The following is a 20,914-nucleotide window of genomic DNA, read 5'->3' as shown; positions in this document are numbered from 1 at the left end:
GCAACGGGAGACTTGCGGAAAACGCAAGGGCCAACGATGGTGGGCGGTAACGGGCTCGAACCGCTGACCCTCTCGGTGTAAACGAGATGCTCTACCAACTGAGCTAACCGCCCCCGTCCGGGGAAACCGCGCATTTACGGCATTTTGCGGGCAGGTCAACCACCGTTCCAAAGGAACGGGGCAGTCCAGTTAGGCAGGCACTTCGGCAAATGGATGGGCGCCATGCTTGAGCCGGCGGGGGCGCTCGCCTAAACGGGGGCATGGCACCGGCTACCCCGATCAGGATCAAGCTTCAGCTCTATTGCGGCGACGCCATTGCCATGGGGCCGGGCAAGGCGGACCTGCTCGACGCCATTGCGCGCGAAGGGTCGATTTCGGGCGCCGGGCGGGCCATGGGGATGAGCTATCGCCGCGCGTGGCAACTGGTCGACGTGATGAACCGGTGCTGGCAAAGCCCGCTGGTGGAAACCTTTCCCGGCAGCGGCCATGGCGGCGGCGCCAGGATCAGCGCAGCCGGGCAGGCGGTTCTTGCGCACTATCGCGCGTTGCAGGCCCGCCTGGGCGGCGAGGCGACCTGCGCCGATGCCCGGGCCCTGGCCACTCTGCTGCGTGCCGCACCGCTGGAACGGCAGGACGTGCGCGCAGGATAAGCGCGGCCTGGCTGCTTCAGCCCTCGCCGCGACGGGGGCCTTTGCGGTGCGGCGGGCGAGGACCCGATCCGCGCGGCGGAAAGCCCTCGCGCGGGCGGTTCGGGCCGTTGCCCTGGCGGGGGCGGTCTTGACGGGGACGGTCTTGACGGGGGCTGGTGCGGGCCATCTCGCGCGGGGGCTCGCCCGGAACGATGCGAATGCCGCTTTCGTCCTCGGCACCTTCGCGGCCCGTGCGTTGCAGCGCGGCGCGGAAGCGTTCTTCCAGTGCCTTCGGCACCTGGAAAAAGGTTTCGGCCGGACCGATGCGGATCGCCCCGATCTCGTTGCGGGTGATATGGCCGCGCCGGCACAGCAAAGGCAGCAGCCAGCGTGGATCGGCGTTGTGCCGACGGCCGATATCCATGCGGAACCATACCACATCGTCGAACCCGGGCCGGTGCGTGGCTTTGCGGCCCTCTTCCGACGAAAGATCGATCAGTTCTTCCGGCTGGGGCAGAGCCTGGCGATGGCTGCGCACCAGGGCCAGCGCGATGTCACGCGCGTCCATGCGTTCCATCAGCGTTTCGGCAAGCGCGACATCGTCTTCCAGCACGTCGTCCGGGTCGGCGGGAGCGAGCAGTTTTTCCAGCAGGCGGTCGCGATCGCGTGCGCGGATCTGCGCGGCGCCGGGGGCGGCCATCCATTCCGCCGCGATCCGTGCGCGGCGCAGCATCTCTTCCAGGCGGCGCCGGCGCGGATAGGGCACGACCAGAACCGCCGTGCCCTTGCGGCCGGCACGGCCCGTGCGGCCTGAACGGTGCTGCAGGGTTTCGGCATCCCGCGGCACTTCCACGTGGATCACCAGGCTGAGCGAGGGAATATCGATCCCGCGCGCGGCAACGTCGGTGGCGACGCAAATGCGCGCGCGCCCGTCGCGCAGCGCCTGGATGGCATGGTTGCGCTCGTTCTGGCTGTGCTCGCCCGAAAGCGCCACGGCCGCAAAACCACGCTCCACCAGCGCGGCGTGCAAGTGCCGCACGTTGTCGCGCGTGGCGCAGAACAGCATGGCCGTTTCCGCCTCGTGAAACCGCAGCAGGTTGATCACCGCGTTTTCGATGTCGTTGGGTGAGACGGCGACGGCCTGATAGCTGATATCGCCATGGCCCTGGCGCTCGTCGATCGTGGAAATGCGCAGGGCGTCGCGCTGATACTGCTTGGCGAGAGCCGCGATCGGGCGCGGCATGGTGGCAGAAAACAGCAAAGTGCGGCGCTGGGCCGGGGTGGCGTCGAGCAGTTCCTCGAGATCTTCGCGAAAGCCCATGTCGAGCATTTCGTCCGCCTCGTCCAAAACCACGAAGCGCAGGCCGGAAAGATCGAGCGCGCCGCGTTCGAGATGATCGCGCAGGCGGCCGGGCGTGCCCACCACGATATGCGCGCCGTGGTTGAGCGTGCGGCGTTCCTTGGACGGGTCCATGCCGCCAACGCAAGTGGCGATGCGCAGCCCGGCCTTTTCGTAAAGCCAGGCCAGTTCGCGGCTTACCTGCAGCGCCAGTTCGCGCGTCGGGGCAATGGCAAGGGCCAGCGGCGCGCCGGCGGGCGGTGTTCCCTCGCCCAACAGGTCTGCCGCCATGGCGACGCCGAAAGCCACGGTCTTGCCCGATCCGGTCTGCGCCGAAACGAGCAGATCGCGTCCAGCCGCCTCGGCCTGCAGGACGGCGGCCTGGACCGGAGTCGGCTCAAGATAGCCACGTGCGGCGAGCGATTGCGAAACGGCGGCGGGAAGCGAGGAAAAAGGCATGAAACTCAACAGGTCTGGCCGGGCCGCAGCGTGGGCGGAGACCGGCGGGGGAGCAGATACGCAGGGGTCTTGGATGCCACGGCCTCACCACGCGAGGCCCGATATATCATCGTTCGGCCCGTGCCCCCTAGCCGCTTGTTGCTTTTCCCGCCATGACCAAATGCGAAAAATCGGCGCTGGCCGTGCATGACGCTGGCAGGCAGGGCTATTTCGGCACGACGGTGAGCGGCGGCAGCGGATGCCAGCCCCAGGGATTGGGGGCGAATCCCGTCACCCCGCCGCGCACCAGCGACCAGCGCAGCGGCCGGGCAATCGGGATGAAAGCGTTGGCGGCGGTGATCGTTCGCTCCGCTTGCGCCAGAAGCGCATTGCGTTCCTGCAGGCCCTGCTCGGCCCGGGCCCGGGCAACGAGGGCGTCACCCTGCGGGCTGCAGGCGGCGGGGCTAACAGGGCAGGCCAACTGGTTGAGAAACCAGGCCGCGCGTGCATAGCGCGCAACGCTATCGACCAGGCGCAGATCAGCCGGCGCGCCTTGGTCCACGCGTTCCAGGCCGAGGCCGATCTTGGCAAGATCGGTCGCCAGATGCGCCAGTACCAGCCGCGAGCCCGGCCCGTCGGGTGCGGCCACGCGCAACAGCGGCGCGCTCTGTCCGGTAGCGATCCAGGCCCGCACACGCTGACGCGCCAGCGCCTGGCGCTGATCGAGGCTGCTGCCGGTCCACCGTTCGCCAACGCTGTCGTCGCCATCGGGCACTTCGGGCGAAACCAGCCGCGTCGTGCCGGCCCACCCGCCGACCCCGAACGCATTGACGAGCCGTTCGCGATCGATCGCCAGGGCCAGCGCCTCGCGTCGCAGGGGATCGGCCAGGAATCCCTGCGCGCGCAGCACCTGCAAGCCGAAGAGGCCCATGACCGGGTCAAGCTGCACATTCCCGCGCGACAGCACGGTGGTTCCCGCGAGGGGTAGCGAATCGATCGTTCCACCCAGCGCCACATCGACCAGCCCATCGTTGAACCGGCGGGCGGCAAGGGCCATCGGTTGCACCTCGACACTGAGCGGGCGCACGCCGGCCAGAAAACCGGCCTGCGCAGGCAGCCCCCGCTTTTCGGGCGGGATCGGCGAAAGGGCGACACGCTGCCCGTCGCGCCGCAAGCCCAGGGGGCCGGAGCCCAGCCGTCGGCGTGGCAGGCCCAGCTCCGGCTGGGCGAGCAAAGTCAGCAGATCGGGCAATGGCGCAGACAGATCGATTTCCACCACCCGGTCGGTCATCACCCGGATGTCCTCGATCGGGGCCAGATCCAGCCCCAGTGGCGTACCGGCCAGCGCATCGCGCGCGCGACGCAGCGCGGCGGCAACGCCGGGCGCATCGATCGCGGCACCATCGGGCCAGGTGCCATCGCGCAACCGGAAGATATAGCTGAGCCCGTCGTCGGTAACGATCCAGCGTTCGGCGATCGCAGGCACCACGCGCCCTTGGGCATCAAAGCCCACCAGCCCTTCCACCGTCGCGGCGCGCAGGACCTGCGCGGCCGGCGAAAGCCGCGCCGTAGCGGTCTGGAACACGGTGTCATCGCCCGCAAGGGCAACCGGCAGCGGGCCGCGCCGGTCGGCGCCGCAACCAGCGAGCGCGAAGACGCAAAGCGGCACGAGCGCGGCGACGACGCGGCGCGAATGGCAAAGCACCTGAGCCATGCCCCTGCCTAGCAGATCGACCGTATCAGGCCAGCACGGAACGGTGCGACGCAGCGCGGCCCGTGGTCAGAGCTTGCGCAGCCGTCGGGATTCCAACGGGGTCAGCGGCGGGCGCACATAACGCGGCGCATAAGTGTCGGCCATCGGGGGGGAAACCGGCTCACGTACCAGCTTGGGATCGATCTGTTCGATGAACGCGATGCCAAAGCGGTTGTCCTGCACCCAGGCCACGACGCCTTCCACCCAGCCTAGATGGCGCAGGTTCGCTTCCAGCCGGCTGCCCCGCGTCACGCGCACGGCCCCTTCGGCCATCATCCCGCCGGCTGAAAGATTGCGCACCCGCACGCGATGCTCGCCCTCGTGCCCTACCAGGCGCAGGTCGGCCATCAGAAAAAGGCTGTCGCGCTCCAGTTGCCGATGGTCGATGTCAGTCACCGTCAGGTTCCGTTTCCAGCAAGGATGGCCGGGAGGCACGCGGGTTTCCGTTGGTGGGTGCGCCGCACGTTTCCCCATGCGCTGCCATCCGTACCGCTTCTGTAAACGAAAACGGCAAAGAAATCTTTAACATCGGCATCGCCGCCACACCGTGCGCCAAAAAGCGGAAACAGGTGCGCCGCTGGCGTTTACCATGGCGTTCGGGCGGGCTTCGGGCAGGCGCCCGGCAATCCGCCCGGGCCTTCACATATCGCGCGAAATCTTTTCGCGGCGTTCGTGGGCTTCCTGGGCTTCGACCGTCATCGTGGCGATGGGGCGGGCGATCAGGCGGCCAAGGCCGATCGGTTCGCCGGTTACCTCGCAATATCCGTATTCGCCTTCGTCGATGCGGCGCATGGCCGAATCTATCTTGGCAATCAGCTTGCGCTGCCGGTCGCGCGTGCGCAGTTCGATGCCCCAATCGGTTTCGCTCGATGCCCGGTCGTTGAGATCGGGTTCGCGCAACGGGCCGTCCTGCAACGCCGAAAGCGTACCGGCCGAAGCCGACAGGATCGATTTCTTCCATTCGAGCAGAAGGCGGCGAAAATAATCGAGCTGCTGCTCGCTCATGTAGGGTTCGTCGTCGTGCGGAACGTAATCACCCGGCATGGCCCGTCGGGCCTTCGCCAACACGTCAATTTCGTCACCCAGAACCCCAGCCATCCGGCCCTCCGTTTGCGCCTTCCGACCACCGCGGCAGTCACGCACCGTATCGGCGCGGGCAGCCTCGGGGTGCCGCGCCTATAGGCAGGCATGAAAGGCCGCACAAGCACTTCCTGACGGCGGGAGCGCGCGGTCTGCGGCGCAGCGAAGACGGGGCTGACGCGGGCGGGCACAGTGCCGCCCGGCAGGCCGTAAACGCGGCATTCTATCGTTAACCGTTTGTTGACCTTAATTCGCAACCTTGGACATGCCGCCCATGGTTGGGCATGGCAGATTCGCAGGGGGAATTGTTCGATGCGCCAAATGCGAAGCAGGATGGCACTCGTGCCGACATCCGCGGCCGGCACGACCGGATGTTTCACGACCGATCGCGCGGATAGCCTGATCGCCGCGTGCCTTGCCGCCGCCGCGCTGGGTGATAGCCACGCCTTCTTCGACCTGGGCGTTGCGTTTTCCACCGGCAGTTATGGCGCCGATTGCGATCTGATCGAAGCGCACAAGTGGTTCAACCTTGCCGCCGTGGCCGGCCATGACGAAGCCGCGCAGGCCCGGGCGGACGTGGCCGAAGACCTGACCGCGCGCGAGATCGCCGAAGCACAGCGCCGTGCCCGCGAATGGCTGCGCACGTCGGCTCGCCGCGCCGCGTGAAACCCGTTCAGCCCTTGCGAAAAGGCGTGTGCCCCGCCAGCACCATCTGTCCCTGATCGATCCCGGCACGCTCGCGAACCAGGAAATCGGCCACCGCCTGGCGAAAGCCGCGATCGGCAATGTAATGCGCCGACCAAGTCTGCACCGGTTCATAGCCGCGCGCCAGCTTGTGCTGCCCTTGCGCCCCGGCTTCGACCCGTTTCAGCCCCATCGCGATCGCCGCATCGATCGCCTGATAATAGCACAGCTCGAAATGCAGGAACGGCTTGTCCACCAGCGCGCCCCAATAGCGGCCATAGAGCGCATCACGGCCGATGAAATTGAGCGCGCCGGCAACGGGCTTTCCGGCATGCAACGCCAGCACCAGCAAGACCTTGTCGGCCATGCGCCGACCGATCAGATCGAACGCGGCGCGGGTCAGATAGGGCCTGCCCCACTTGCGGGCGCCGGTATCCTGATAGAACAGCCAGAACGCGTCCCAGTGCGCGGGCTCGATCGCATCGCCGGTCAGGGCCATGATCTCCACCCCCTCCTGCGCGGCGGCGCGTTCCTTGCGCAGGTTTTTGCGTTTGGCCGACGATAGCGCGCCCAGAAAATCTTCGAACCCGGTGTAGCCACGGTTTTCCCAGTGGAATTGCAGGTCGGACCGCAACAGCCAGCCTGCCTCTTCGAAAAGGGAAACCTGATCGGGCGCGATGAACGTGGCATGCGCAGAGGACAGGCCATGCTGATCCACCACCGCCTCGGCGGCGCGCAGCAGCGGAAGCGCCAGGTCCGCGCGCTCCCCGCACAACAGGCGCGGGCCGGTCGCCGGGGTGAACGGCACGCTGATCTGCAGCTTGGGATAATAACGTCCGCCTGCGCGCTCCCAGGCATCCGCCCAGGCCTGGTCGAACACGTATTCGCCTTGGCTGTGCTGCTTGAGATAGGCCGGCAGGGCAGCGGCAGGCCGCCCGTCGGCATCCTCGATCACCAACGGCAACGGGGTCCATCCGCTGCGCCCGCCGACACTCTGGGATTCCTCGAGCAGAGCGAGAAAAGCGTGGCTGGTGAAAGGATTGTCCGCGCCTGCAAGCTGATCCCAGGCGTCGGCGGCAATGGCCCCGACCGCGCGTTCGACCCGTGCGGTAAGGCTCATGGCGCGCCCAGGGTCATCAGCACCGGCCCTTCGGCGATCGGCGCGTCGGCATGCGTTCCGGCGCGGCGGGCGTCCGCAGGGGTCCGCACGGTCCAGGTCAAGACCGGAACCCCGCGCCGCCGGGCCAGCCGCACCACGGGATTGGCAATATCGGCAATGTCATAGGCCAGGAACTGGGGTCGCGCGCGCCACAGCGCAAGGTGCCTTTTGAGGCGGGCCAGCAGCGTGCGCCGCCCGGCTTCGGTCACCACCAGGCCATGCACGACACGTGGCGAATAGCGGCGGAACCAGGCCGGCACACGCGGATCGAAACTCATTACCGCGACCGGCCCGCGATAGCCTTCGAGCAGGCGGCGGACCGCCAGGCAGAGCGGGGCGATGCGCTGCGTGCCGCGCGACTTGATCTCGATCAGCAAGGGCGCGCGCCCGTCGACGCGGTCGAGCAACTGGCGCAGGCCGGGGATCGCTTCGCCAGCCGCCGGCGCGCCGCTTTCGTCGCGCAGACCGATGTGCGCGAGATCTGCGGCGGTCAGTTCCGCCACGCTGCCGGGGCGGCCGGTCAGCCGGTTCAGCGTCCAGTCGTGAAACACGATGGCATGCCCGTCGCGGCTACGCTGGACATCGCATTCGATCCCGAAGCCCCGCGCGATCGCCGCATCGGCGGCGGCCAGCGAGTTTTCCGGCACGCCGGGGCCATGCAGGCCGCGATGGGCGTAGATCGCGCTTTTCAGCCAGCCGGCGCGCTCTGCAGCGCGCGCGGGCAGGAGAAAGCGGTCAATCAGCGCGAACAGCAAAGACAGCATCGATTTCCACCGCCACCCCGAAAGGCAGCACCGGCACGCCGACGGCGCTGCGGGCATGACGGCCGGCATCGCCGAAAACGGCCTGCATCACGTCCGACGCTCCGTTGGCCACTTTGGGCTGATCGGTGAAATCGCCGGTCGAATTGATGAAGGCGCCGAGCTTGACCACCCGCTCGATCCGGTCAAGCGTGCCAAGCGCTGCCTTGGCCTGGGCGAGCAGCATCAAGGCGCAGGCGCGCGCGGCAGCGGTGCCCTTTTCCAGCGTGACGTCGTCTCCCAGACGCCCGGTCACCAGTTGCCCATCGACGAACGGCAGCTGTCCCGAAACATGCAGCAGCCCCCCCGCGAGCACGGTGGGCACATAGGCTGCCGCCGGCGCCGCGGCCGCCGGCAGTTCCAGGCCCAGTTCGGCAAGACGGGCATCGATCGAAACGGTCATCGTAACCAACTCCACAAAACAGGGGCCAAATCAGACATCTTCGTCCAGCTGCGACAGGAGCCACGGCAGCGCATGGTCCCAGGTATCGATACGGGCATGGGCATGGCCGGCCTTGTGCGCGCAATCGATATACGGCGCCAGCAGCGGTTCGCCGCACAGGTGCAGGCGGATGACATGCGGTGTCAGTTCTGCCGCGGAATGGTGATGCAGCGGCAGATCATCGATGAACACCGCCCGGGTCGGTCGATATTCGTCGAGAATGGCTTTGAGCGCCGGACCTTTCGGCCCCTGGTTGGTGAAAACGCGCGCCTTGATGCCCACGCCTTCCAATTGCGCGGTTCGCGCATCGCGATAGGCATCGCCCAGATTGGTAAGGATCACGAAGTCGGCCCGTTCGGTCAGGGCACCCACGGCATCGACCGCGCCGGCAATGGCGGGCTGCGCGTGCATCTGCGTGTCGAAGAACAGGTTGAGCAGGCGCCAGATTTCGCCCGGCTCCACCGCGCGGCCATCCCCGGCATGGCGCATGGCCCTGCCGAAATCGCTGCTCTCCATTGCGAAATCGATAGCGTGATGGGCCTTCAGCCAGGCCTTGAAAGGGGCCACCATGTGCAACAGCACTTCATCGCAATCGCTGATCACCAGCGGGCGGGTCATGACAGATTCTCCCGTGCGGCGGCCAAGGATCCGGGGCTTATAGCGAGAGCGTGCGCCGCGGCAACAAGATCGGGCTCGTGCGCCATGAGGAAATCGAGCACGGCGCCCAGCACCGCCCCCGGCCCCGCCGGATCGGCCAGCCCGGTACGCAACATGTCGGGCGTAAGGCCGGTGATCGCCAGAAAGCGTTCGGCCCGGTGCCCTTCGGCCAGCACCCAGCCCAGCGCGGCAAGTGCCAGATCCTGCGGATCGGGAACGGGCGGTGCGGGTTCGCGGATGATTGTCAGAGCCTTTCCGGGTCAATAGAGCAGGACCCGTGACGGGGGCGCCACCTGCCTCTCGCGCCATAGAGGTGTTCCGTGGCAAAAAGAATTCTGGTTGTCGAGGACAACGACCTCAACCGCAAGCTGTTCTGCGATCTGCTCGTGGCCAACGGCTTTACCGTAGAGCCGGTGGCCGACGGGCGCGAAGCGCTGGATCGCGCGCGCCAGTTCGTGCCCGGGCTGGTCATCATGGACATCCAGCTTCCCAATGTTTCTGGCCTGGAACTGATCGAGGCGCTCAAAGCCGATCCCGTGCTGCGCCAGATCCCGGTGCTGGCCGTCACCGCCTATGCCGGCAAGGGCGACGAGGAGCGCATCCGCGAGGCGGGTGCCGAAGGCTATCTGGCCAAGCCCGTTTCGATCGGGCCGTTCATGCAGGCGGTGATGAAGCTGGTGTAACCACCCGTTCAGGCTTGACAGGACCGGCCCCGGGCCGCTTTTCCGCCGCAATGTTCTGGCAGGGGCACGACCCTGCCTCACGGAGATAGAGACGAAATGGACCGTACTGCCACTGCCGCCAGAATTGCCGAGCTGATCGAGCCCTTCAACAAGAAGGGCGTGACGATCACCGAGGCGACCACGTTTGCCGGCGATCTGGAATGGGACAGCCTCACCGTGATGGATTTCGTCGCCGCGATCGAGGACGAGTTCGACATCATCATCAGCATGAACCAGCAGGCCGAGATCGAAAACTACGGCCAGTTGATCGACGCGGTGACCAGGCTGCAAGGGTAAGGCCCGTGATGACCGATCTGTTTTCCAAGTTCGACCCCCTGATCGAACAGCGCCGCGCCCTGCTGTCCACCGGGGTTACCGATCCGTTCAACCTGGTGATGGAAAAAGTGATTTCGCCTACCGTTGCGATCTGCAACGGGCGCGAAACGATTTTGCTGGGCACGTACAACTACATGGGCATGACGTTCGATCCCGACGTCATCGCCGCAGGCAAGCGGGCGCTGGACGATTTCGGTTCGGGCACCACGGGCAGCCGCGTGCTGAATGGCACCTATGCCGGGCATCGCGCCGTGGAAGACGCGCTCAAGGACTTTTACGGCATGGACCATGCCATGGTCTTTTCCACCGGCTACCAGGCGAACCTGGGCATCATCAGCACCGTGGCCGGCAAAGGCGACTACATCGTGCTCGACATCGACAGCCACGCCTCGATCTGGGACGGGTGCAAGATGGGCGATGCCGAAGTCGTGCCGTTCAGGCACAACGATATCGAGGCGATGGAAAAGCGCCTGAGGCGTATTCCCAAGGGCGCGGGCAAGCTCGTCGTGCTTGAAGGTGTCTATTCGATGCTGGGGGATATCGCGCCGCTCAAGGAGATGATCGGCATCGCCAAGGCCCATGGCGCGATGGTGCTGGTCGACGAAGCGCACTCGATGGGCTTTATCGGCCCCAACGGGCGGGGCGTGGCCGAGGACCAGGGCGTGCTGGACCAGGTCGATTTCGTCATCGGCACTTTTTCCAAGTCGGTCGGCACCGTGGGCGGCTTCTGCGTTTCGAACCATCCCAAGTTCGAGATCCTGCGCCTGGTATGCCGCCCTTACGTGTTCACCGCTTCGCTGCCGCCCAGCGTGGTGCACACCGCCAGTACCTCGATCCGCAAGCTGATGCACGCGGCCGACAAGCGCGCCCACCTGTGGGACAATTCGCGAACGCTGCACGCCGGGCTGATCCAGCGCGGCTTCGCGCTGGGCACGCAGACGCCGCAAAGCGCGATCATCTCGGTCATCATGCCGGATCTGGAACGCGGCGCGGCAATGTGGGAAGCGCTGCTGCACGAGGGGCTTTACGTCAACCTTGCGCGGCCGCCGGCAACCCCGGCCGGCATGACCCTGTTGCGCTGCTCGCTTTGCGCGGGCCACAGCGCCGATCAGGTGCAGACTATCATCGGGATGTTCGAACGCGCCGGCAAGGCGGTGGGCATCATCTGATGCGCAGCCTGCGCCTGGGCCTTGCCATGACCGGGACGATGGCGACCGCCATGGCCTTGACTGTCGCGACCGCGGCTCGCGCAGCCGCACCGCAGGCGGCAGTGGCTCAGACGCCCAGCGTGCAGGTGATCGTCACGCCCGCCGGGCCGACCGCGATGGTGCCCGAACCGTGCACGCCGGCCCGCGTGGGCGGTTATGACTGGGCCAACCTGTGCCGCTATCAGAAAGCCGATCGTCAGGTGCCGCAACCGGTGCGCGCGGTGTTCATCGGCGATTCGATCACCGAATTCTGGCTGACGACGGCCCCGGCGATGTTTGCCGGCGGGATCATCGACCGCGGCATCGCGGGCCAGACCAGCCCGCAGATCCTCCTGCGGTTTTACCAGGACGTGGTGCGCCTGCGCCCGCGCGTGGTCCATATCCTGTGCGGGACGAACGACGTGGCCGGCAACACCGGGCCGACCAGTCCCGACGAATATGCCGCCAATGTCATGGCCATGGCCGATCTGGCAAAAGCCAACGGCATTGCCGTGGTCCTGGGCAGCGTGCTGCCGGCGGGTGGTTTCAACTGGCGCACCGAAATGAAGCCTGCAGCACAGATCGCCGCACTGAATGCCTGGCTCAAGGAGCTCGCACGGGCACGCGGCTTTGCCTATGCCGATTACTACAGCGCCATGGCCACGCCTGACGGCGCAATGCGGCCGGGCCTCTCCAGCGATGGCGTGCATCCCAACGCGGCCGGCTATGCCGTGATGGAGCCGATCGCGCGCGCTGCCCTGGCCGAGGCGGAAAAAGCCCGCTGATCCGACTTTCAATTGATCGTGATCACGCCGTTCACCGCGCGGTATTCCTGCGGGCCGATCAGATGGCGGTGGGCGATCCGCACGGAATGCAGCGCCGCGTCGATCTCCCGCCGCCAGTGATCGAGAAAGCCGCCGAGACGCGGAAATCGCGGCGCAAGATCGTATTGCTGGAACGCAAACATCTGCAACAACGCGGGATGGTCGGGCATGTAATAATGCACTTCGATCGTGGTCAGGCCATAGCCTGCAAGTTGATTCACCAAATCGCTGTCGATGCGACCAGTATTCACATCAGCGTGCGCCATGCCGTCCTCCGTCCGAAAACGGGGCCTGGCCCGACGCAAAACGGTCAGGCCCCGTGAAAGCCTGAAAATTTCAGGCGCTCAGCTTCGCACGTTGCAGCGCACAGTCAAGCCGTGGCGTTAACCGGACCGGCGTTTACATTCGGGTCATCATTACCTGCTCGCAGCGCTCGACGCTGGCGCTTTTGCTGTCGCCGCCGGTCAGCAAGGTTGCAGCTGCGAACCCGGCAATCACCAGAACGACGAAGCCGGCGGCAACGAGGCCCAGATAGGCGTCGATGAAGCGCTTGATGGGGGCACCGAACAGGCGGAACAGCACGCCCACGATCATGAAGCTGATCGAGCGAGACACGACGCTGGCCAGGAAGAACGGCACCAGCGGCATGCCGATGAACCCGGCGGTGATCGTAAGCAGCTTGAAAGGAATGGGGGTAGCGCCCTTGAGCACGATGATTTCCACCCCGTACTCGCGCAAGTAGCAGGCCGCCTTGGGAAATCCTTCCTCGAGATGCAACAGGGCCAGCAATTCCGCCCCGACGGTATCGTAAAGGAAATGGCCGATCGCATAGCCCAGAAGACCGCCCAGCACCGATCCGGCCGTGGCGAAGGCCGCATGGCGCACGGCCTTCTTCGGTTCCGCCAGGCACATCAGACCGAGCAGCGGATGGGGCGGAACCGGAAAGAAGCTCGCCTCCATGAACGCGAACAGAAACAGCCACCAATGCGCCTGCGGATGAGCGGCCTTGGCCATGGTCCAGTCGTAAAGGCGGCGCAACATGGTCTGGTCTCGTGCTCCTGGTCGCTGGCAACAGGTATTGTCTGCCGTTCTCTAGTGCAGTGCACAAGATCGCGCCAGCCATGTCGCACAGCCAGCCGGCCCGAGAAGCCCCGAAGCGTTTGGGTCCAGTTTGGTACTCTGCCAACCGTGCCGCAGCGCCATATCGCACCGCTGGTCGCCATAAAAATGCGGTTCGTCGGCATTTTTTGGCATGGCGTCGGGAACCGCCATGCGCTTGCCGCATTGGAGGGGGCACATGAGGGTGGTTTCAACCGGGAAATTGCTGCGCTGGCAACTGTTATAGTTGTTTTTAGGCAACAGTTCACGCGTGTGTCCGCTTGCATGAACATAACAGAACCGGTAGACAACTGCCACGACGTGGCATGATCTCGTAATTAAGGGGAAACGTAATGCGGAAACTGATCCTTGGCATTGCCTTGGCATCAAGCGCAATGGCGACGCCCGCGCTTGCCAAGAGCAAGAGCTGGTATGTGGAAGGCGACGGCGGCGTGATGCTGCTCGAGGATGCCGATCACAACGTCAACGGCACGGACAACGCGCTCACGGTCAATTCCAAGACCGGCTATGATTTCGGTGCCATTGTCGGCTACGATTTCGGTGGCTTCCGCCTCGAAACCGAAGCCAGCTATCGTCGTGCTCGCAACGACAAGCTTCGCGACAACACCACCGGCGTGGAATACACCCGCGAAGCCGGCCAGATCGGCGGCAACAGCAGCGCGTTGAGCTTCATGGTTAACGGCCTGCTCGATTTCGGACCCGACGATGGCCTTCAGGGCTTTGTCGGCGGTGGTGCCGGTGTCGCCCGCGTCAAGTACTTCCTTCCCACGCCGCTCGGCACGCTCGATGACTCGCAGACCAAGTTTGCCTGGCAAGTCGTTGCCGGCGTGCGCGCGCCGCTGACAAGCCATGTCGACGTTGGCCTGAAGTATCGCTTCTTCAACGTCAGCGACGTTAACCTGGTGGGCACCACAGGCGATATCGCCGGCTCCAACTTCTCCACCCGTTGGCGCTCGCACTCGATCCTGGGCACGCTGAGCTACAACTTCGGTGGTGAAGAGCCGGCCGCTCCGCCGCCTCCTCCGCCGCCGCCCCCGCCTCCGCCGCCTCCGCCGCCCCCTCCTCCGCCGCCGCCGCCTCCGGCGCCTGTGTGCAACAAGGGCCCGTACATCGTGTTCTTCGACTGGAACAAGTCGGACATCACGCCTGAAGCGGCAACCATTCTGGACAACGCCATCTCGCAGTATGGCAACTGCCAGACGGTTCCGATCATGCTGGCCGGCTACACCGACCGTTCGGGCTCGCCCAAGTACAACCTTGGTCTGTCCACCCGTCGTAACGCTTCGGTCCAGAGCTACCTGACGTCGCACGGCATCCCCGCTTCGACGATCACGACTCAGGCCTTTGGTGAAGCCAACCCGCGCGTTCCGACAGCGGATGGTGTGCGCGAACTGCAGAACCGTCGCGTGGAAATCACCTACGGTCCGGGTTCGGGCAACTAAGTCTCACGGCCCCACCTGGTGGGGCCGTGATACGGACACCGACACGAACGAGGGGCCGGAGCAATCCGGCCCCTTTTTCGTTGGTGGAAGCACAGGCCGGCAAGTCCTTTGCCCGGCAAGGAGATCTGCAATGCCCTTCCCCGCTCTTTCCCATCGTCGGCGCGGTTCCATTTCAACCGCTGTACTGGCTCTCGCCGTTCCCCTGACGCTGGCGGCCTGTACTCAGGGAACCATGTCGGGCATGCACAGTGCTTCGGCCGCAAAGGCCCAGGTCGTGGCCAACGCTTCGCTGATGCTCGCCAGCGGGGGCAGCGCCGGCACGGCCGAAGTGCTTCAGGGTGCTGATGGCTTTCGGGTGCATGTCGATGCCAAAGGGCTGACGCCGGGCGTCCATGGCATTCACCTGCACACCGTGGGTAAGTGCGACGCGCCGGGCTTCACCACGGCAGGCGCGCACCTCAATCCCGACGGGCACCAGCACGGTTCGGACAATCCGGCCGGATCCCATCTGGGCGATATAGCCAATCTCACCGTCAACGCCGATGGCACCGGCGCGCTGGACTTTGCTCTGCGCGGCGCAGCCGATGCGACCGGCCCGGCGCTGTTCGATGCCGATGGCACATCCCTCGTGATTCACGCCGCGCCCGACGATTACAAGACCGACCCCAGCGGCAACAGCGGCGCGCGGCTGGCTTGTGGCGTGTTCGTACGGCAATGATCCCGTGACGGCAAAGGAACGGGCAGGCAATCAGGCCTGTCCTGTCCGTTTGTCGCAGGCTGTGCGGAAAAGGCGGTCAGGCCCCGTATGGGGTGCTGTCGACCAGGCCCGCTTCGGCAAACCCGGCCTTGCGCAGGCGGCAGCTATCACATTGGCCGCAGGCGCGACCGTCGGGCAACGGGTCATAGCATGACCAGCTTTCCCCCGGCTCAAGGCCCAGCCGCGCCGCTTCCTGCGCGATCTCTGCCTTTCGCAGATGCTGGAGCGGGGCGTGCACGGTTACCGTGCCGCCCTGGCTGCCGACCTTGGTGGCAATTCGCGCCAGACCTTCAAATCCGTGGATGAATTCGGGACGGCAATCGGGATAGCCGGAATAATCGAGCGCGTTGACCCCGATGAAGAGATCCCCGGCGCCTGCCGCTTCGGCCCAGGCGAGGGCCAGCGACAGGAACACCAGATTGCGTGCCGGCACATAAGTGACCGGAATGTCGTTGCTCAGCCCGTCCTTGGGCACGTCGATAGCCGCAGTCAAAGCCGACCCGCCGAACTGACGCAGATCGAGCGGCAGGATCACGTGACGCTCCACCCCAAGACGGGCGGCGATAGCGCGCGCCGCCTCAAGCTCGATGCGGTGGCGCTGGTTGTAATCGATCGTCAGCGCGAGAACGCGAAAACCCTGCTCTTGCGCCAGTGCGGTGCAAACCATGGAATCGAGCCCGCCCGAGAGCAGGACCACGGCAAGCGGCGGCAGGGGCGCACCGGGCGACGAAGGCAGTACAGGGTCGTTCATGGTTTTGCGGGCTAGCCCTGTCTCCCCTGGCAGGCAAGCCCCGGCACGCGTGGCCTGTTCAGCGCGGGCAACGGCCGAGGTGGCGCGCTTCTGCATTGAAAGCAAACGGCAGGCCCTGGGCAATCCCCTGCGCCTCGATCTGCAGCAGCCGGTCGTTTTCGAAACGGATGCGCGTCAGGCCTGAACCGGCAGCGCCGCAGACATAGCTGACCGAGATCGCGTTCGCCTCGTCCTGGACCACGAACTGGCGGCATGCCTGGCCAGGATGACGCAACTGGATCAACGCGCGCCCGCCGTCGAGACATAGGCGCCCATCGAAACCGCCGGTCTGGCGCGCATGCACTTGCCACTGCCCGGGGGCAATGCGATCGAGCATGGCCAGGCTGGCCGGGGTTCGTTCGGCACCGGCGGGGGCTACCCAGGCCAGTGTCGGTGCAAGGATCGCCACCGCGCAGGCGCGGCGCAACGCAACACGGTACGTCATCAACCCCATTTCCCACCCTGTGACGTGCAATGCGACAGGCCCGCAGCAATATAGCGCAACGCGGGCCTGTTTGAAGACCTGCGCCTTTACGCGCTCAATCGAAACGAAGCGGAAACTCCCTGGAGCAGAACGCGCAGTCCACCACGATCACGCCCTCGTCATTTGCCATTTCCGCACGCTCCGCCGCACCGAACCGGCCAAGCAGATCGCGGTAGTGCTCCGCCGTGCAGCGGCAGCCCCGGGCAAGGGGCAGGCCGCGCGCGACACGCACTTCGGTTTCCTCGTGAAACAGCCGCCAGACCAGGCTTTCCAGCCCCAGGCGCGGATCTGTCAGTTCCGCTTCCGTCAGGGAACCGGCCAAGGCCGCCACATTCTCCCACTCGGGATGGTCGAGCCGGGCATGGAGCCGTTCGCGTCCCTCCTCGCCATCGGGCAGGTGCTGCACCAGCAGGCCCCCGGCCACGGTATGCCCGTTCTCGCTGCGCACCCCCACGCGGATCAGTGTAGGCACTTGTTCCGACTGAAAGAAATAGCTTTCGCAGGCGCGCGACAGGCTTTCGCCTTCCAGCGGCACGATCCCCTGATACCGCTCGTCGCTACTGGCCAGATCGAACGTGATCGCCAGATAGCCGTCGCCGAACAGGGCATGGAGCGAGGGATGCGGTCCCAGTTCATCCAGCCGAGCGCGATCGTGCCGCACATAACCGCGCAGTTCGCCGGCGCGGTAATCGCACACCAGCAGGTCTACCACCCCGTCCTGGGTCTGGGCCTGCATGGTAAGCTGGCCATCGTCTTCCTTGAGCAGCGCCCCCAGAAGAGCGGTCAGCGCCAGCGCCTCGGCCAAGAGATTGCGGATCGGCCCCGGATAGGCATGGGCAGACAGGATTGTGTCGAGCACCGGCCCCAGCCGCACGACGCGGCCCCGCGCATCGCGCCCGGGAACGGTGAATTGCAACACCTGGTCGAAACCGGTTTCGGCTTGGTCGGTCATGGCAGCTTCCGTCGCGCGATCGTTATCTTTTCAAATCTGGCCAAATACCCAGCGCAGCACCGATTTTTGCGCATGGACACGGTTTTCGGCTTCGTCCCACACCACCGAACGGGACCCGTCGATCACCGCGTCGGTCACCTCTTCGTTGCGGTGCGCCGGCAGGCAATGGAGAAACAGCGCGTCGCTTTTGGCCCTGGCCATCAGCGCCTCGTTCACCTGGAACGGCGTCATGGCCGCCAGTTTGGCCTCGGCGTGGGCCTGGCCCATGGATATCCAGGTGTCGGTCACCACCACATCTGCCCCGGCGACCGCCGTGGCAGCCTCGCGATGGACGGTGACGACCGCGCCCGTGGCCTGCGCCCGGGCGATGAAGGCCGGATCGGAATCATAGCCTTCGGGCACGCCGATGCGTACGTTGAATTTCATCAGGCCGGCCGCCTCGACGATGGAATTCAGCACATTGTTGCCATCGCCGAGCCAAGCCACTTCCAGCCCGGGCAGCCCCTTGCCGTGTTCGATCACGGTGAGCAGATCGGCCATGATCTGGCAGGGGTGGGAAAGGTCGGTAAGGCCATTGATCACCGGAACGCTGGCATGACGGGCCAGTTCCTCCACCTTGGCGTGATCGTCGGTGCGCAGCATGATCGCGTCGGCCATGCGGCTGAGCACGCGGGCGGTATCGGCAATGCTCTCCCCCCGCCCGAGTTGCGCGGTGCCGGCATCGAGCACCAAGGCCGCGCCGCCCAGCTGGCGCATCGCCACGTCGAACGACACGCGGGTGCGGGTGGAATTCTTTTCGAACACCATGGCCAGCACGTGGCCGGCCAGCGGCGCATCGGCATCGGCGCGCCCTTTGGGATAGCCGGCGCGCATTGCCTTGCGATCGAGCGCGTCGGCCAGCATCGCCGCCACCGCGTTACCGCCGGCATCGGAAAGATTGAGAAAATGCCTGATCATATCTGCCTGCCTCACGCCGCAGGAGCCGGGGGAACATAGCTGGCCGCGGCGGCCGAAAGCTTGTCCATGAATTCGTCGATGTGGCTGTCGTCGATCACCAGCGGGGGCAGGATGCGGAACGTCATGTCACCGGCCGACACTGTCAGCAGCTGGTGATTGTCGCGCATGTGGGCAACGAAGGGGCGCGGTTCCATCCTGCACTTGACCCCCAGCATCAGGCCGCGCCCGCGCACCAGTTCGAACAGATCGGGGTAGTTGCCGATGAACTGCTCGAGCCGGGCCTTGAGCCGGTCGCCCGTCGCGCGGACCTGGGCCAGGAATTCCGGATTGGCGACCACGTCGAGCACGGCATTGCCGGCGGCCATGGCCAGGGGATTGCCGCCATAGGTACTGCCGTGGGTGCCGAACACCATGCCGCGCGCGGCCTTTTCGGTGGCAAGGCAGCCGCCGAGCGGGAAACCGCCGCCGATGCCTTTGGCAATCGCCATGATATCGGGCGTCACGCCGTACTGTTCATGGGCGAATAGCGTGCCGGCGCGGGCCACGCCGCACTGGACCTCGTCGAAGATCAGCATCAGATCGTGCGCGTCGCACAAAGCGCGCAGGCCCTCGATGAACGCCGGGTCGCCTTCGCGAATGCCGCCCTCGCCCTGGATCGGCTCGATCAGGATACCCGCTGTGTGCGGGCCGATCAGCGCTTCGGTCGCTGCCAGATCGTTGAAATCGACATAGTGGAATCCCGGCAGCATGGGCAGGAATCCCTTGTGCATTTTCTCCTGATCCGACGCGCTGATCGTGCCCATCGTGCGGCCGTGAAACGCGTTGCGATAAGTGATGATCTCGAACCGGTCCGGGCTTTGCCCGTGGTACTGGTGATAGGCGCGCGCCGTCTTGATCGCGCATTCCACCGCTTCGGCGCCGGAATTGGTGAAAAACACCGTATCGGCAAAAGTCAGGTCCACCAGTCGCTGGGCCAGCCGTTCGCCCTGCGGGCTGCCATAGAGATTGGAAACGTGCATCAGCGTTTCGGCCTGGCGCTGGATCGCGCCGATCAGGTGCGGGTGCGAATGCCCGAGCAGATTGACCGCGATGCCGCTGGCAAAATCGAGATAGCGCGTGCCGTCTTCCGAAATCAGATGGCAATGTTCGCCTCGCACCGGGCGCACGCCACACCGGGGATAGACGGGCATGAGCGGGGTGATCGACATGGCAGGACTCCTGAAAATCGAAAAACGGGTTGCTGGGCAAAGAGCTGCAAAACGACAAATGGCGGCCCAGCGGACCGCCATCTGCACGCGTATGTCATGATGCAAGGCCCGGGATCAACCGACCCTACGGGCATGCGGCCGGGATCAATCCTGGCGCGGCACCAGGTTGACCGCCGAATACTTGCCTCGTCGATCAACTTCGAGATCGAATTCCAGCTTGTCGCCTTCGTTCAACTCGCGCAAGCCAGAACGCTCGACCGCACTGATATGCACGAACGCGTCGGGCTGCCCGTCATCGCGGGTGATGAAGCCGAAGCCTTTCATGCTGTTGAAGAACTTGACAGTGCCAGTGGCCTTTTCACCCGTCAGCTGGCGCTGCGGAGCGGCTGGCTTGGCCGCCACGGGAATGACGTCGCCAACAACCTGAAGGTCTGCCGCGGAAATCTTGCCGCCGCGATCGACCAGGTTGAATTCCAGCGTCTGGCCTTCGGCCAGGCCTTCCAGGCCCGCACGCTCGACCGCGCTGATGTGAACGAACACGTCTTCACCGCCATCTTCGCGCTGGATGAAGCCGAAGCCCTTCTGGCCGTTGAAGAACTTGACCACGCCCTTGCCGGTGCCGACAACCTGGGCAGGCATTCCGCCGCCGCGGGGACCGCCGAAGCCGCCGCCACCACCACCACCGCCGCCGCCGCGGTTGCCACCGCCGAAGCCGCCGCGATCGCCGCCGCCGAAACCACCGCCGGGGCGGTCACCACCGCCAAAGCCGCCGCCGCGATTGCCACCGCCGAAACCACCACGATCGCCGCCGCCAAAGCCGCCACGATCATAACCGCCGCCGAAACCGCCACCGCCGTAGGGATCGAAATTGTCGTCGCCGAAACCGTCGCGCTTGTCGCGTCCGCGACCACGCCGCCCTCTATCAAAACCCATAAAACCCAATAAACCTTACAATCCGCCCCAAACTTCCTGGCGCCTCTGGCCGGACGCGGGAACCAGGGGCACGACAAGGATAATACGCCGGGTTTTCGAGCCGGCCCTCTCCATTGCGCGAAAGACTATAACGAAGAAAAGCCCGATGCGCGAACGGAATCGACCGATCCGCGCGATTCAGTCATGAATTATCGCCTCCGGCCATCGTTCGTGACAAACACG

26 protein-coding genes and 1 tRNA gene are annotated in these 20,914 nt (G+C 65.6%); 8 read left to right on the top strand and 19 right to left on the bottom strand.

What is annotated here, in order from left to right:
• Positions 1-37: 37 nt before the first annotated feature.
• A tRNA-Val gene (locus AC3EDY_RS08675) sits at positions 38-113 on the bottom strand.
• A 147-nt stretch (positions 114-260) separates the two neighbouring features.
• Between AC3EDY_RS08675 and AC3EDY_RS08670 the strand changes: the two genes are divergently transcribed.
• Positions 261-650 carry a winged helix-turn-helix domain-containing protein gene (locus tag AC3EDY_RS08670; RefSeq protein WP_488572085.1) on the top strand — a complete coding sequence of 130 codons (390 nt, stop codon included), beginning with the start codon at positions 261-263 and terminating at the stop codon, positions 648-650.
• A gap of 16 nt (positions 651-666) precedes the next feature.
• Here the strand turns inward: AC3EDY_RS08670 and AC3EDY_RS08665 are convergent, their stop codons facing one another.
• The 4 genes from AC3EDY_RS08665 to dksA all read right to left on the bottom strand — a co-directional run bounded on the left by AC3EDY_RS08665 (position 667) and on the right by dksA (position 5,257).
• Complete coding sequence (locus AC3EDY_RS08665) at positions 667-2,427, bottom strand: DEAD/DEAH box helicase (RefSeq protein WP_488572084.1); 1,761 nt, start codon at positions 2,425-2,427, stop codon at positions 667-669.
• Between the two features lie 205 nt (positions 2,428-2,632).
• Entirely contained in the window at positions 2,633-4,120 is a 1,488-nt protein-coding gene (locus AC3EDY_RS08660; RefSeq protein WP_488572083.1) for an ABC transporter substrate-binding protein, read from the bottom strand.
• 66 nt (positions 4,121-4,186) lie between these two features.
• Complete coding sequence (locus tag AC3EDY_RS08655; RefSeq protein WP_488572082.1) at positions 4,187-4,555, bottom strand: PilZ domain-containing protein; 369 nt, start codon at positions 4,553-4,555, stop codon at positions 4,187-4,189.
• 243 nt (positions 4,556-4,798) lie between these two features.
• The gene (gene dksA, locus AC3EDY_RS08650; protein ID WP_488572081.1) at positions 4,799-5,257 is read right to left on the bottom strand and encodes an RNA polymerase-binding protein DksA; all 459 of its coding nucleotides are present in this window, start codon (positions 5,255-5,257) and stop codon (positions 4,799-4,801) included.
• Positions 5,258-5,581: 324 nt separating this feature from the next.
• Between dksA and AC3EDY_RS08645 the strand changes: the two genes are divergently transcribed.
• A complete protein-coding gene (locus AC3EDY_RS08645; RefSeq protein WP_488572080.1) occupies positions 5,582-5,905 on the top strand; it encodes an SEL1-like repeat protein in 324 nt (107 codons plus the stop codon).
• A 7-nt stretch (positions 5,906-5,912) separates the two neighbouring features.
• Here the strand turns inward: AC3EDY_RS08645 and AC3EDY_RS08640 are convergent, their stop codons facing one another.
• Genes AC3EDY_RS08640 through AC3EDY_RS08620 form a run of 5 tightly spaced genes read right to left on the bottom strand, consistent with a single transcriptional unit; the run spans position 5,913 to position 9,157 of the window.
• Positions 5,913-7,043 carry a GNAT family N-acetyltransferase gene (locus tag AC3EDY_RS08640; RefSeq protein ID WP_488572079.1) on the bottom strand — a complete coding sequence of 377 codons (1,131 nt, stop codon included), beginning with the start codon at positions 7,041-7,043 and terminating at the stop codon, positions 5,913-5,915.
• Positions 7,040-7,846 carry a glycerophosphodiester phosphodiesterase family protein gene (locus AC3EDY_RS08635; protein WP_488572078.1) on the bottom strand — a complete coding sequence of 269 codons (807 nt, stop codon included), beginning with the start codon at positions 7,844-7,846 and terminating at the stop codon, positions 7,040-7,042. Before AC3EDY_RS08635 ends, AC3EDY_RS08640 begins: the two co-directional genes overlap by 4 nt.
• Positions 7,818-8,285 (bottom strand): RidA family protein, encoded by a 468-nt coding sequence (locus tag AC3EDY_RS08630; protein ID WP_488572077.1) that lies wholly within the window; start codon positions 8,283-8,285, stop codon positions 7,818-7,820. The genes AC3EDY_RS08635 and AC3EDY_RS08630 overlap by 29 nt, the downstream gene beginning before the upstream one ends.
• A gap of 30 nt (positions 8,286-8,315) precedes the next feature.
• Positions 8,316-8,942, bottom strand: a complete 627-nt coding sequence (locus AC3EDY_RS08625; RefSeq protein WP_488572076.1) for an HAD family hydrolase — start codon at positions 8,940-8,942, stop codon at positions 8,316-8,318.
• Complete coding sequence (locus AC3EDY_RS08620; protein ID WP_488572075.1) at positions 8,939-9,157, bottom strand: DUF3572 family protein; 219 nt, start codon at positions 9,155-9,157, stop codon at positions 8,939-8,941. Before AC3EDY_RS08620 ends, AC3EDY_RS08625 begins: the two co-directional genes overlap by 4 nt.
• A gap of 144 nt (positions 9,158-9,301) precedes the next feature.
• Here AC3EDY_RS08620 and AC3EDY_RS08615 point away from each other — a divergent pair, with 144 nt between their 5' ends.
• The 4 genes from AC3EDY_RS08615 to AC3EDY_RS08600 all read left to right on the top strand — a co-directional run bounded on the left by AC3EDY_RS08615 (position 9,302) and on the right by AC3EDY_RS08600 (position 12,011).
• The gene (locus tag AC3EDY_RS08615) at positions 9,302-9,664 is read left to right on the top strand and encodes a response regulator (RefSeq protein WP_488572074.1); all 363 of its coding nucleotides are present in this window, start codon (positions 9,302-9,304) and stop codon (positions 9,662-9,664) included.
• 96 nt (positions 9,665-9,760) lie between these two features.
• Positions 9,761-10,000: an acyl carrier protein gene (locus AC3EDY_RS08610; protein WP_488572073.1), complete on the top strand. Its 240-nt coding sequence runs from the start codon at positions 9,761-9,763 to the stop codon at positions 9,998-10,000.
• Positions 10,001-10,008: 8 nt separating this feature from the next.
• Positions 10,009-11,208 carry a serine palmitoyltransferase gene (gene spt / locus AC3EDY_RS08605; protein ID WP_488572072.1) on the top strand — a complete coding sequence of 400 codons (1,200 nt, stop codon included), beginning with the start codon at positions 10,009-10,011 and terminating at the stop codon, positions 11,206-11,208.
• Complete coding sequence (locus AC3EDY_RS08600) at positions 11,208-12,011, top strand: SGNH/GDSL hydrolase family protein (RefSeq protein WP_488572071.1); 804 nt, start codon at positions 11,208-11,210, stop codon at positions 12,009-12,011. Before spt ends, AC3EDY_RS08600 begins: the two co-directional genes overlap by 1 nt.
• Before the next feature lie 8 nt (positions 12,012-12,019).
• Here AC3EDY_RS08600 and AC3EDY_RS08595 read toward each other — a convergent pair whose 3' ends face one another.
• The 3 genes from AC3EDY_RS08595 to AC3EDY_RS08585 all read right to left on the bottom strand — a co-directional run bounded on the left by AC3EDY_RS08595 (position 12,020) and on the right by AC3EDY_RS08585 (position 13,466).
• Entirely contained in the window at positions 12,020-12,316 is a 297-nt protein-coding gene (locus AC3EDY_RS08595; RefSeq protein WP_488572070.1) for an usg protein, read from the bottom strand.
• Between the two features lie 133 nt (positions 12,317-12,449).
• On the bottom strand, positions 12,450-13,091 hold the full coding sequence (locus AC3EDY_RS08590) for a YqaA family protein (protein ID WP_488572069.1): 642 nt from the start codon (positions 13,089-13,091) through the stop codon (positions 12,450-12,452).
• A gap of 51 nt (positions 13,092-13,142) precedes the next feature.
• Entirely contained in the window at positions 13,143-13,466 is a 324-nt protein-coding gene (locus tag AC3EDY_RS08585; RefSeq protein WP_488572068.1) for a hypothetical protein, read from the bottom strand.
• 35 nt (positions 13,467-13,501) lie between these two features.
• On the opposite strand from AC3EDY_RS08585, the gene AC3EDY_RS08580 reads away from it, so the two are divergent.
• Both AC3EDY_RS08580 and AC3EDY_RS08575 read left to right on the top strand, forming a co-directional pair.
• Positions 13,502-14,611 (top strand): OmpA family protein, encoded by a 1,110-nt coding sequence (locus tag AC3EDY_RS08580; protein WP_488572067.1) that lies wholly within the window; start codon positions 13,502-13,504, stop codon positions 14,609-14,611.
• Between the two features lie 241 nt (positions 14,612-14,852).
• Positions 14,853-15,329, top strand: a complete 477-nt coding sequence (locus AC3EDY_RS08575) for a superoxide dismutase family protein (RefSeq protein ID WP_488572066.1) — start codon at positions 14,853-14,855, stop codon at positions 15,327-15,329.
• A 76-nt stretch (positions 15,330-15,405) separates the two neighbouring features.
• Here AC3EDY_RS08575 and queC read toward each other — a convergent pair whose 3' ends face one another.
• The 6 genes from queC to AC3EDY_RS08545 form a co-directional block, all read right to left on the bottom strand.
• Complete coding sequence (gene queC / locus AC3EDY_RS08570; RefSeq protein WP_488572065.1) at positions 15,406-16,119, bottom strand: 7-cyano-7-deazaguanine synthase QueC; 714 nt, start codon at positions 16,117-16,119, stop codon at positions 15,406-15,408.
• A 58-nt stretch (positions 16,120-16,177) separates the two neighbouring features.
• Positions 16,178-16,603 carry a DUF3617 domain-containing protein gene (locus AC3EDY_RS08565; RefSeq protein ID WP_488572064.1) on the bottom strand — a complete coding sequence of 142 codons (426 nt, stop codon included), beginning with the start codon at positions 16,601-16,603 and terminating at the stop codon, positions 16,178-16,180.
• A gap of 94 nt (positions 16,604-16,697) precedes the next feature.
• Positions 16,698-17,594 carry an Hsp33 family molecular chaperone HslO gene (hslO, locus tag AC3EDY_RS08560; protein WP_488572063.1) on the bottom strand — a complete coding sequence of 299 codons (897 nt, stop codon included), beginning with the start codon at positions 17,592-17,594 and terminating at the stop codon, positions 16,698-16,700.
• 30 nt (positions 17,595-17,624) lie between these two features.
• Complete coding sequence (gene argF / locus AC3EDY_RS08555; RefSeq protein ID WP_488572062.1) at positions 17,625-18,551, bottom strand: ornithine carbamoyltransferase; 927 nt, start codon at positions 18,549-18,551, stop codon at positions 17,625-17,627.
• An 11-nt stretch (positions 18,552-18,562) separates the two neighbouring features.
• The gene (locus tag AC3EDY_RS08550) at positions 18,563-19,759 is read right to left on the bottom strand and encodes an acetylornithine transaminase (protein ID WP_488572061.1); all 1,197 of its coding nucleotides are present in this window, start codon (positions 19,757-19,759) and stop codon (positions 18,563-18,565) included.
• Between the two features lie 144 nt (positions 19,760-19,903).
• Positions 19,904-20,692 (bottom strand): cold-shock protein, encoded by a 789-nt coding sequence (locus AC3EDY_RS08545; RefSeq protein ID WP_488572060.1) that lies wholly within the window; start codon positions 20,690-20,692, stop codon positions 19,904-19,906.
• Positions 20,693-20,914 lie beyond the last annotated feature (222 nt).

This window comes from Novosphingobium sp. DS6-6 (genome assembly GCF_057784975.1).
This window is presented reverse-complemented; position numbering and strand designations above follow the sequence as displayed.

Bases quoted from the DNA above. Each gene is read 5' to 3' on its own strand.
- dksA (WP_488572081.1), bottom strand. From the start codon at position 5,257: ATGGCTGGGGTTCTGGGTGACGAAATTGACGTGTTGGCGAAGGCCCGA.
- AC3EDY_RS08590 (WP_488572069.1), bottom strand. From the start codon at position 13,091: ATGTTGCGCCGCCTTTACGACTGGACCATGGCCAAGGCCGCTCATCCG.
- AC3EDY_RS08640 (WP_488572079.1), bottom strand. From the start codon at position 7,043: ATGAGCCTTACCGCACGGGTCGAACGCGCGGTCGGGGCCATTGCCGCC.
- argF (WP_488572062.1), bottom strand. From the start codon at position 18,551: ATGATCAGGCATTTTCTCAATCTTTCCGATGCCGGCGGTAACGCGGTG.
- AC3EDY_RS08630 (WP_488572077.1), bottom strand. From the start codon at position 8,285: ATGACCGTTTCGATCGATGCCCGTCTTGCCGAACTGGGCCTGGAACTG.
- AC3EDY_RS08670 (WP_488572085.1), top strand. From the start codon at position 261: ATGGCACCGGCTACCCCGATCAGGATCAAGCTTCAGCTCTATTGCGGC.
- AC3EDY_RS08625 (WP_488572076.1), bottom strand. From the start codon at position 8,942: ATGACCCGCCCGCTGGTGATCAGCGATTGCGATGAAGTGCTGTTGCAC.
- AC3EDY_RS08545 (WP_488572060.1), bottom strand. From the start codon at position 20,692: ATGGGTTTTGATAGAGGGCGGCGTGGTCGCGGACGCGACAAGCGCGAC.
- AC3EDY_RS08575 (WP_488572066.1), top strand. From the start codon at position 14,853: ATGCACAGTGCTTCGGCCGCAAAGGCCCAGGTCGTGGCCAACGCTTCG.
- AC3EDY_RS08635 (WP_488572078.1), bottom strand. From the start codon at position 7,846: ATGCTGTCTTTGCTGTTCGCGCTGATTGACCGCTTTCTCCTGCCCGCG.
- spt (WP_488572072.1), top strand. From the start codon at position 10,009: ATGACCGATCTGTTTTCCAAGTTCGACCCCCTGATCGAACAGCGCCGC.
- AC3EDY_RS08595 (WP_488572070.1), bottom strand. From the start codon at position 12,316: ATGGCGCACGCTGATGTGAATACTGGTCGCATCGACAGCGATTTGGTG.
- AC3EDY_RS08610 (WP_488572073.1), top strand. From the start codon at position 9,761: ATGGACCGTACTGCCACTGCCGCCAGAATTGCCGAGCTGATCGAGCCC.
- AC3EDY_RS08580 (WP_488572067.1), top strand. From the start codon at position 13,502: ATGCGGAAACTGATCCTTGGCATTGCCTTGGCATCAAGCGCAATGGCG.
- AC3EDY_RS08660 (WP_488572083.1), bottom strand. From the start codon at position 4,120: ATGGCTCAGGTGCTTTGCCATTCGCGCCGCGTCGTCGCCGCGCTCGTG.
- AC3EDY_RS08550 (WP_488572061.1), bottom strand. From the start codon at position 19,759: ATGTCGATCACCCCGCTCATGCCCGTCTATCCCCGGTGTGGCGTGCGC.
- queC (WP_488572065.1), bottom strand. From the start codon at position 16,119: ATGAACGACCCTGTACTGCCTTCGTCGCCCGGTGCGCCCCTGCCGCCG.
- hslO (WP_488572063.1), bottom strand. From the start codon at position 17,594: ATGACCGACCAAGCCGAAACCGGTTTCGACCAGGTGTTGCAATTCACC.
- AC3EDY_RS08665 (WP_488572084.1), bottom strand. From the start codon at position 2,427: ATGCCTTTTTCCTCGCTTCCCGCCGCCGTTTCGCAATCGCTCGCCGCA.
- AC3EDY_RS08600 (WP_488572071.1), top strand. From the start codon at position 11,208: ATGCGCAGCCTGCGCCTGGGCCTTGCCATGACCGGGACGATGGCGACC.
- AC3EDY_RS08565 (WP_488572064.1), bottom strand. From the start codon at position 16,603: ATGACGTACCGTGTTGCGTTGCGCCGCGCCTGCGCGGTGGCGATCCTT.